At 59.3% G+C, this 9,234-nt stretch carries 8 protein-coding genes; 5 read left to right on the forward strand and 3 right to left on the reverse strand.

What is annotated here, in order from left to right; translation table 11 throughout:
* Positions 1-14: 14 nt before the first annotated feature.
* Entirely contained in the window at positions 15-1,532 is a 1,518-nt protein-coding gene (malQ, locus tag DWY51_RS08490; RefSeq protein WP_233504673.1) for a 4-alpha-glucanotransferase, read from the reverse strand.
* 208 nt (positions 1,533-1,740) lie between these two features.
* Complete coding sequence (gene galE, locus DWY51_RS08495; RefSeq protein WP_117770533.1) at positions 1,741-2,802, reverse strand: UDP-glucose 4-epimerase GalE; 1,062 nt, start codon at positions 2,800-2,802, stop codon at positions 1,741-1,743.
* A gap of 266 nt (positions 2,803-3,068) precedes the next feature.
* Between galE and DWY51_RS08500 the strand changes: the two genes are divergently transcribed.
* A complete protein-coding gene (locus tag DWY51_RS08500; protein ID WP_117770534.1) occupies positions 3,069-4,274 on the forward strand; it encodes a hypothetical protein in 1,206 nt (401 codons plus the stop codon).
* Positions 4,275-4,502: 228 nt separating this feature from the next.
* Here DWY51_RS08500 and murB read toward each other — a convergent pair whose 3' ends face one another.
* Positions 4,503-5,465: a UDP-N-acetylmuramate dehydrogenase gene (murB, locus tag DWY51_RS08505; protein WP_117770535.1), complete on the reverse strand. Its 963-nt coding sequence runs from the start codon at positions 5,463-5,465 to the stop codon at positions 4,503-4,505.
* 183 nt (positions 5,466-5,648) lie between these two features.
* Between murB and DWY51_RS08510 the strand changes: the two genes are divergently transcribed.
* From DWY51_RS08510 to DWY51_RS08525, 4 genes are all read left to right on the forward strand, one after another.
* Positions 5,649-6,677 carry a LacI family DNA-binding transcriptional regulator gene (locus DWY51_RS08510; RefSeq protein ID WP_006235873.1) on the forward strand — a complete coding sequence of 343 codons (1,029 nt, stop codon included), beginning with the start codon at positions 5,649-5,651 and terminating at the stop codon, positions 6,675-6,677.
* Positions 6,678-6,925: 248 nt separating this feature from the next.
* Complete coding sequence (locus DWY51_RS08515; RefSeq protein ID WP_117770536.1) at positions 6,926-7,417, forward strand: hypothetical protein; 492 nt, start codon at positions 6,926-6,928, stop codon at positions 7,415-7,417.
* 35 nt (positions 7,418-7,452) lie between these two features.
* Positions 7,453-8,220: a GntR family transcriptional regulator gene (locus DWY51_RS08520; RefSeq protein WP_117770537.1), complete on the forward strand. Its 768-nt coding sequence runs from the start codon at positions 7,453-7,455 to the stop codon at positions 8,218-8,220.
* Positions 8,205-8,918, forward strand: coding sequence for a GntR family transcriptional regulator (locus DWY51_RS08525; RefSeq protein ID WP_006235877.1), 714 nt, complete (start codon positions 8,205-8,207; stop codon positions 8,916-8,918). The genes DWY51_RS08520 and DWY51_RS08525 overlap by 16 nt, the downstream gene beginning before the upstream one ends.
* Positions 8,919-9,234 lie beyond the last annotated feature (316 nt).

Below are 9,234 nucleotides of genomic sequence, written 5' to 3' on the forward strand. Positions count from 1 at the left end.
GGGCGCGGTGGCTCCTATTGGGGAAGCTCAATTTCGTCTTCCGACGGGATGCGGAAGTAGGTCTCGGTCCAGCCGGTGAGCTTGTGCTCGAGCTCGCGGGTGATGGCGCCATCGAGCATGCGCCAGGTCCAGTTGCCGCCCATGGTGGCGGGAGTGTTGATGCGCGCCTCGTTGCCCAGGTTGAGCAGGTCCTGCATGGTGTAGATGCAGGTATCGCTTACGCTGGCGGCGATGGCGCGGTTGAGTGCATCGGCCATGGGCTCGCCTGCCTGCTGGTGGGTGTACAGGGCCGCCTGCTCGCGCTGACGCGGGGTGGCCGTTCCCTCAAACCAACCGCGCGCCGTCTCGTTGTCGTGTGTGCCCACATAGGCGACGGTGTTGGCAATGTAGTTGTGCGGCAGGTAGTACGAGTTGGTGCCCTCAAAGGCGAACTGCAAGATCTTCATGCCGGGGAAGCCCGAGTTGTCGCGCATGTCGATGACGCCGGGGGTGAGGAAGCCCAGGTCTTCGGCGATGATGGGCAGCGTGCCGAGCTTTTCCTCGAGCGTCTTGAAGAACTTGAGGCCGGGGCCCTGCGTCCACGAACCGTAGGACGAATCGGGTGAGGAGAACGGCACCTCCCAATAGGCCTCGAAGCCGCGGAAGTGATCCAGGCGGATGACATCGTACATGTCGAGGGCGGCGCGGATACGGCCCTCCCACCAGGAGAAACCGTCGGCTTCCATGGCGTCCCAGTCGTAGATGGGATTGCCCCAGTACTGGCCGGTGGCCGAGAACTGGTCGGGCGGCGTGCCGGCGACACTCACAGGATTACCGGCGGCGTCGATCTTAAAGAGCTCGGGCGTGGCCCACATCTCGACGGAGTCGCGCGAGACATAGATGGGCAGGTCGCCGATGATGAGGATATCGCGCTCGTTGGCATAGGCCTTGAGGCGGCTCCACTGACGATTGAAGAAGTACTGCGTCATCTGGTGGTAGAGCATGCGCGCGGGATGGGCGGCGCAGACCTTGGCAGAAGCCTCGCCGCGGGTACGGAGCTCTGCGGGCCACTCCCAAAAGGCCTTGAGACCGCACTCCTCCTTGACGGTCATGAACTCGCAGTAGGGGATGAGCCAGTCTTCGTTTGCTTGGACAAAGTCGTCGAAGTCGGCCGGCTTGTCGGCGGCAAAGCGCTCGGCGGCGCGGTCGAGAATCTGACGACGGCCACCAAAGATGGCACCATAGTCGACATTGCTGGGGTCGGAGCCCAGGTACACGCCGTCGATATCGCACTGCTCCAGATAGCCGGCCTCGATAAGCTCGGCAAAGTCGATGAAATTGGGGTTGCCCGCACGGGCCGAGAACGACTGATAGGGCGAGTCGCCATAGCTCGTTGTCGTAAGGGGGAGAATCTGCCAGTAATGTTGTTTGCACGAGGCGAGGAAATCGACAAAGTCATAGGCGTTCCAGCCAAAGCCGCCGATACCGTAAGGTCCGGGCAATGACGAAACGGGCATCAGAACGCCGCTTGCACGCTCCATGAATGCGCTCACCAACCTTCTTGTTGTGGGGTCGGCCTGCCGATGGATGTGCAGTCCGCCTCCGATGTTCTGATCTGATACGCCTATTGTAAAACATGTTGTTTAAACATGTACAGGCAAGATAAAAAAGTTGGTCGATTTTCGGCGAATGGTTGCATGCCATGAAAAAGCCCCGACCTCACAACGTGAGATCGGGGCAAGAGCGGTATGTAGGTTTTTGCTACTCGGCGTCGGCGAAGCCGTTGGGGTTGTGGCTCTGCCAGTTCCAGCTATCGCGGCACATGTCCGCGATGTCGTACTGGGCCTTCCAGCCCATCATGCGCTCGGCCTTGGAGGCATCGCACCAGTTGGCAGCGATGTCGCCGGCGCGGCGCTCGCGGATCACGTAGGGCAGCTCCTTGCCACAAGCCTTGGAGAAGGCGGCGACGACCTCGAGTACCGAGGTGCCGGTGCCGGTGCCCAGGTTAAAGATCTCGACGCCGGTCTTGCCGTTCATCCAGTTAAGGGCGGCAACGTGACCAGAGGCCAGATCGCACACGTGGATGTAGTCGCGCACGCCGGTGCCGTCGGGGGTGGGGTAGTCGTTGCCAAAGACCTGAACGGCCTCGAGCTTGCCCACGGCGACCTGGGCGACATAGGGCACCAGGTTGTTGGGGATGCCCTTGGGGTCCTCGCCGATCAGGCCCGACGGATGAGCGCCGATGGGGTTGAAGTAACGGAGCAGCACGACGTCCCACTCGGGGTCGGCGGTGTGGACGTCCATAAGGATCTGCTCGATCATCCACTTGGTCCAACCATAGGGGTTGGTCGCGGGCTTCTTAGGATCCTCCTCGGTGACGGGCGGGTTGTCCGGGTCGCCGTAGACGGTCGAGGAGCTTGAGAAGATGATGGACTTGCAGCCATGGTTGCGCATGACGTCGACGAGCACCAGGGTGTTCTCGATGTTGTTGTGGTAGTACTCGACGGGCTTGCTCACCGACTCGCCGACGGCCTTAAAGCCGGCGAAGTGGATGACGCGGTCGATCTGATGGGTATCGAAGATCTTGTTCATCGCATCGCGGTCGAGCACGTTGGCCTCGTAGAAGGTGAGGTTCTTGGCGGCCTCGTCGCCCACGATGGTCTTGACGCGGTCGACGGCGACGGCGCTGGAGTTGGAGAGATCATCGACGATGACGACCTGGTAGCCACCCTCGAGCAGCTGAACGACGGTGTGCGAGCCGATAAAACCGGCGCCACCGGTAACGAGGACGCAGGTGTCTTTGGGGTCGAGTGCTTTGGACATGTAGTCTCCTATCGAATCAGGAACACTTCTTCAGGGGAGTATAGCGCAGGCAGGGACGCCCAAATCGTGCGCTGTAGGAAAAGCAGAGGATTGTGCTAACGTACTCATAGAAGAGCTTGCGTACGCATAACCTGATCTTTGGCATTTGCTTACGAGCCGCTGACCTTGCAGTTTCCTGCCGTTCGTGGAAATCGTTGGGACGCGCCATATGTACGCTAATATGTATGAGTTGAGCGACATATAAATAAGCATGTAACGGAGTACATATGTCACCAAACAGCGATTCCATCCTTTCCCAGGAGCTCTCGCGCCGCACTGCCCTCAAGGCCCTGTTCGGCGCCGCTTCTGCGGCAGTTCTTTTTGGCCTGCCCGCTCGCGCCCATGCGGCGGAGGCTTCCAAAGAAACCACCGATAAACTGAATGCCGCCCAGGCCCAGCTCGACGAGGTTCAGGCCCAGCTCGACAGCATCGCAAATGAGTATGCGGCGCTGGCCAACAAGAATGCCCAGACCCTCAACGACATCGAGAATGTCCAGGGCAAGATTGACGACACGCAAGCCCAGATCGATGAAAAGAAGGCCGAGCTCAAGAAGAAGCGCAATGACCTTTCCGATCGCGTGGCCGCCAGCTACAAGTCCGGCGGCACGAACATCCTGTCGCTGCTGCTGGCCTCTGGCTCGTTTGAGGAACTCGTCGCCAACGCGCATTACGTTGAGAAGATCAACAAGAGCGACCGCGATGCCATCGAGGATATCCAGACCATCCAGGAAGAGCTCGATGCGCAAAAGACCGAGCTTGAGTCGCAGAAAGCCGACTTAGAGAAGCTCAAGGACCAGCAGACGGCTCAGATGCAGGATATGCAGGCCAAGCAGCAAGAAGTCCAGACCGTGCTGAACGGTCTTTCCGACGACGTCAAGGAGCTCATGGCTCAGCGCGATTCCGAGATCCTCGCTGCCGCCCAGGCTGAGGAGGCTGCCAGGAAGGCCGCCGCTGCTGCCGCCGCCGCGAACAAGAACAATTCCTACTCGGGTGGTTCAAGCTCGGGTGGCGGATCGTATGCGCCCGGAACCCCGCAACAGAATGCCGGCTCGGGCAAACAGCAGGCCGTCATCAACGCGTGCTACTCTACGCCTTCGCCGGGTCAGAACTGGTGCGCGGCGTGGGTTACCAATGTCTTCCGTAACGCTGGCGTTGGCTACTTTGGCGGCAACGCGTGCGATATGTTTAACGCATGGTGCTATAGCTCCGACCGCTCGGCATTGCAGGTGGGCATGATCGTGGCCGATTCCTCGCACAGCGGCACGGGTGCTCCGGGCCTTATCTACGGTCATGTGGGTATCTACGTTGGCGGCGGCATCGTTATGAGCAACGAGGGTGCCATTACATCGAAGTCGCTCGATTCGTTTATTAGCTTCTATGGCACTGGCTCTGGCGTGCGTTGGGGCTGGCTCGGCGGTATTGCGCTGTCGTAACGGTGGTTTGAAGTAAGTTGGTCCGTGGCTGCCCGAAAGGCATTAGGTTGCCTGCTCGGACAGTCCTGCTCGCACGGAGAGCACATTAAGTGCTCTCCGGCTCGTGCGGAACTCGCGATCAACCTAATGCCTTTCGGGCAGCCACGGACCTCTCGGATCCAATACGCCACACGCCGGACTGGGTTATCTGAATAAATATGGTGAAGGCCCCTTTCGGGGCCTTCTTTGTTAAAGGAATTCGCCTACTCGGTGGACTTCGGGTTCTAGGTCTACGTCGAACTGCTCTTTGACTTTGGCTTGGATGTCGCGGATGAGTTCGTCAACGTCGGCGGCGGTGGCGTGGTTGGCGTTGACGATAAAACCGCAGTGCTTTTCGCTTACCTGCGCGCCGCCAACGGCGTGTCCTCGCAGGCCGGCATCCATGATGAGTTTGCCGGCAAAGTAACCCTCGGGGCGCTTGAAAGTGGAGCCGGCGCTCGGCATGTCGAGCGGCTGCTTGTCCTCGCGGCGCTGGCGGTAGTCGTCCATGTCGGCCTTGATCATCGCGGCGTTGCCCGGGGCGAGATTGAAGGTGGCCGAAAGCACGATAAAGCCGTCATCGGCGATGCGGCTCTTTCGATAACCCAGGTTGAGCTCGTCGACATCGAACTCGATGATATTGCCGCTGCCGCGGGTGCCGTCGTCGAGCTGGCGAGCGGGTTTGTAGACGCGCACGGACTCCAGCACATCGGCCATGCAGGCACCGTAGGCACCGGCGTTCATGTAGCAGGCGCCGCCGACCGATCCGGGGATGCCCGAGATGGGCTCCATGCCGGTGAGACCGGCCTCGGCTGCCGCGGCTGCGACATCGGAAAGCAGCGCGCCGGCTGCCGCCGTGACGTGCGTGCCGTCGATCGTAATGTCGGAGAGGCCTTCGCCCAGCGCCACGACGACGCCGCGGATGCCCTTGTCGCCGACGAGTAGGTCGGAGCCGTTGCCCACGATGGTGAGGGGCAGATCGCAGCGATAGCAGGTATCGAGCGTGGCGACGAGGCCCTGCTCGGTATCGGGCGTGACAAAGACGTCGGCCGGGCCGCCGATCTTAAACGTGGTGTGCTCGCGCATGGGCTCGCTCATCAGTACGTTGTCCTCGCCGGCAACGCCAGCAAGCGCGCACAGCAGGTCCTCGTTAAAAAAGTCGTTCTCGTGCATACGAATATCCGCCTTTTGGTGGTCGTTGTCATCAATCGATTGCAATATACCCCACCCGGACGGATTTGGTGCGCTGGCGGCGATAAAACAGCCGTCTACCGGATTGGTAAAGTGTTTATCACCGAGGTAGAGGGGTAGTCGCTATACTTTCAAGAGATTGCGCGTAAACCCGGAAGGAGCGAGATGGCCAACAAAGTCACCCTCAAGCAGATCGCCCAGGAGGTGGGGCTTTCCCCCTCGTCGGTCTCGCTTGTGCTCAATAATCGGCCCTGTCGCATCTCGGAAGAAAACCGCAAGCTCATCAAAGAGGTCGCGGCGCGCAACCACTATGTTCCCAACCAGATCGCGCGCAGCCTGGTCATGCGCGAGTCGCGCACCCTGGGCCTTATCGTCCCTAACATCGAGAGCCGCTTTTTTGCCTCGCTCGCCGGTAGCCTGGAAAAGCGCTGCCGCGAGGACGGCTATGCGCTCTTCATTACCAGCTCGGGCGGAAGCGCCGATGACGATCTGGAGCTGCTGCGCCAGCTGGTGACGCGCGGCGTTGATGGCGTCTTCCTGGTCGTAGGCGACGAGTTCTCCGACGACCGCGCCCTGCGCGAAGAAGTCAGCCATCTGCCTATCCCTGCCGTGATGGTCGACCGTGCCATTGAGGGGCTCGAGTGCGACAAGGTGATGTTCGACCACGAGATGGGTGGCTACATGGCCACTCGCTATCTGATCGAGCAGGGCCACCGTCGCATTGCCTGCTTGGTTAACGCGCGCCGTTCCAATACGGGGCGTAAGCGACTTGCCGGCTATGAGCGCGCGCTGCGCGAGGTTGGCCTGCCTATCGACGCACGTTTGGAGTTTGAGAGCGAGTACTACATTCCGAGTGCCTATGAGGCCTCGGAGGCGGTGCTCGCAACTGATGCCACCGCTGTGTTCGCAAGTTCGGATAACATCGCCCTCGGTCTGCTCAAGCGCTTGCACGAGATGGGGAAGAGCATCCCGGGCGATATCTCGGTGGTGAGCTATGACAACTCGGCGGCCGACGTTCTCTTTGAGCCGGCGCTGACCGCGATTGAGCAGGATCCTGGTGTCCTTGCGGAGCATGCTTTTGGCTGCATGTCCAAGCGTCTTGCCGGTAGGGGCGGCAGGCGTGCCGAAGAGGTCGTCCTGGAGCCGGCGCTTATCGTTAAGGGCAGCGTGCTCGAGCTTACCGAATGTAGCTAAGCGTACTTGTTTGTTTGCATAGATTGCATGCGGAGTGTCCGCTATTTGCCGGCGGGGCCGGGGTGCCTGCCTTGTTTTGAAAAGTGGGCTTCGCGAACTTCTCAAAACAAGGCAGGCACCCCGGCCCTCGTCCGTAAACTCTTCCGCTGGGCGAGCCATAGACGCCGCGTACCGATACGGTAAAGTGGCGGCTTGAAATTGGTGCTATATTCAGCTTGAGTTGTTTAATGCTAGTACGGGAGGGTGATATGGGGCTGTTCAAGAAGAAAAACCCGCAGGATGCCTTTGATCCCGATGTGTTTACCATCACGGATACGATTTTGGACCCACCGCGGTTTACGTTTTTGCCGGCTATCTACCAGGATGCCACGCGCCGCAAGTGGGCCGTGCATCAGCGCGGCGGCGAGCCGAAGATTTTTGACTATGCGGATGTGCTGCAGTGCGAGATTGCCGAGACCGGAAATCCCGAGGATGTGCCGGAGCTCAGCAAACGCGAACTGGCTCAGCAGATTTTGATTAATCCAGCTCAGGCTACCAAAAACAACGCTGCCAAGCGTAATATGTGCCTTGGTATGGGTGTCATCGTTGTCGTGCAAACCGGCAAGGATGAGATTTCGAAGCTTGAGATTCCGGTGACCGCGGGCGAAGTCAAGCGAGACTCCGGCCTATATCGGTCGTATCGGAACGTTGCGGAGCAGATCAAAGAAGCCTTCGACGCCATGAGGCGTCCGGAGCAATGATTCCTGCAGCATCAAGCAGTTGAGGAGTCTTGCCCATGTCGAGTGAACCATATGCGATTCCGCCCAAAGACCGCGCCTTTGAGGGCATTCTTTGGTATATCAAACATTATGACCTGCAGAGTGGCGACCGGCTGCCCGCCGAGCGTGTGCTCTGTGAAGAGCTGGGCGTGTCGCGCACGGCGTTGCGTGCTGCGATCACGCGCCTTATTTCGTGCGGAACTTTGGAAAGCCGCCGCGGTTCGGGCACCTATGTGTGTCCTCCCAAACCGCTGAACATCTTTCAGGAAACATGGAACTATACGCAGGCGGTGGAGAGGGTTGGCTCAAAGTCGACCGCGCGCCTGGTTTGGTCCAAGGTCGTGTATGCCGATATCGATCTTGCCCAAAAAGCCCAGATCGACCTGGGCATGCCGCTCTTCTGCATTCGGCGCGTGCGTGTGGTCAACGGTTCCCCGGCATCGATCGAGACGGCTTACGTCAATCTGTCTTTGTGCCCCTCGCTTCCCGATCACGATTTTGAGCAGGAAAGCCTCTACGACGTTTTGCTCAAGGAGGGGAATGTCCATGTGACGCACGGCAAGGAGCATATTTCCATCAGCCGTCTGAACGCCGACGAGGCCAAGTTGCTGAATGCTCAGGAGGGCACGCCGGTGTTTTACAAGGCTTCGCACGAGCGCGACGAGACCGATGGCTTTGTCGAGTATTGCAAGTCCGTGATTCTGCCGACCAAGTATCGTTTTGCCGATAACGGCGAGGCAGACGGCGTTGCGACGAAGGTGGGTGTCGAATGGCTGATGCAGTAGAAGACTTGCCGGTTTACAAACAAATTCGCCGCTGCATTGCGGAGCGAATCGAGCGCGGCGACTACCCGACGGGCTCGATGATTCCGTCCGAAAACGAGCTGGCCGAGGAGTTTGGCACGACACGCCTGACAATCCGAAGCGCCATGGACGAGCTGGTCAAAAGTGGCCAGATTCGTCGCGTGCAGGGCAAAGGCGCCTTTGTGGGACACAAGTGGTTTGACGAGCACGAACGCAAGGGCGGCTTCCGCCAGTCGGTTCTGGCATCGGGCGCGACGCCGTCGGTGCGCATCCTGGCGCGCTCCAAACGCTACGCCGGCCCGTATTATGCCGACTTGTTTGGCATCGCCGAGGACGATCTGCTTTACTCGGTGCGCCGCCTCAACTGCATCGATGGTGAGCCCGTATCGATCGAGATGACACTGATTCCGTGCCTGCTGTTTCCGGGCATCGAAGACGTGGACATTTCGGTCTTCAGCCTGTTCGAGACCTACGATATGTTGGGACGCAAGCCAGATCAGTCGGTAGAGAAACTCGATATCGAGGCGCTGGGCGCACGCGATGCGAGTTTGCTCAATCTTGAGCCGGGCGATCTGGCGCTCGTGCTGGAAGGCCTGACCTATGACTCGAGTGGGCAGGCAATCGAGCATGCCAAGTCTTTTACCCGCGGCGACGCCGGCGGATATACCTACAACTATTAGCGTCTAGAGCGTCCCTGCGCATGGCGGGGGCGCTCGTTTTTACGGATATATGTCGCTTGACCGATGAGCGGCAAAAACTGACCGTCTACCGAGAGGGGAGGATGAAATCATAAAATCGGTATTAAAAACGGCTAACCTGTAATCGTTCACTGGTATTAAGAACCTTTGAATTGTTGAGCTTGGGGCCAAGATGTCCACAAGGTTAAGCGGTGCGACGGGGCGGCAAGCCCGTTCATTCCGTGCGACAATTCAAACTGCTCGTGAAAGGAGCGGGAATGAAGGAGACCGAGAAGATCGAGATCATGCACTTCGACCA

The sequence above is a fragment of the Collinsella sp. AF25-2LB genome, from assembly GCF_003458415.1.
Taxonomy (GTDB): Bacteria; Actinomycetota; Coriobacteriia; order Coriobacteriales; family Coriobacteriaceae; genus Collinsella.

What these genes read in the sequence shown, in the direction of transcription:
- galE (WP_117770533.1), bottom strand. Translation starts at nt 2,802, where the DNA reads ATGTCCAAAGCACTCGACCCCAAAGACACCTGCGTCCTCGTTACCGGT.
- murB (WP_117770535.1), bottom strand. Translation starts at nt 5,465, where the DNA reads ATGCACGAGAACGACTTTTTTAACGAGGACCTGCTGTGCGCGCTTGCT.
- DWY51_RS08510 (WP_006235873.1), top strand. Translation starts at nt 5,649, where the DNA reads ATGGCCAACAAAGTCACCCTCAAGCAGATCGCCCAGGAGGTGGGGCTT.
- DWY51_RS08525 (WP_006235877.1), top strand. Translation starts at nt 8,205, where the DNA reads ATGGCTGATGCAGTAGAAGACTTGCCGGTTTACAAACAAATTCGCCGC.
- DWY51_RS08500 (WP_117770534.1), top strand. Translation starts at nt 3,069, where the DNA reads ATGTCACCAAACAGCGATTCCATCCTTTCCCAGGAGCTCTCGCGCCGC.
- DWY51_RS08515 (WP_117770536.1), top strand. Translation starts at nt 6,926, where the DNA reads ATGGGGCTGTTCAAGAAGAAAAACCCGCAGGATGCCTTTGATCCCGAT.
- DWY51_RS08520 (WP_117770537.1), top strand. Translation starts at nt 7,453, where the DNA reads ATGTCGAGTGAACCATATGCGATTCCGCCCAAAGACCGCGCCTTTGAG.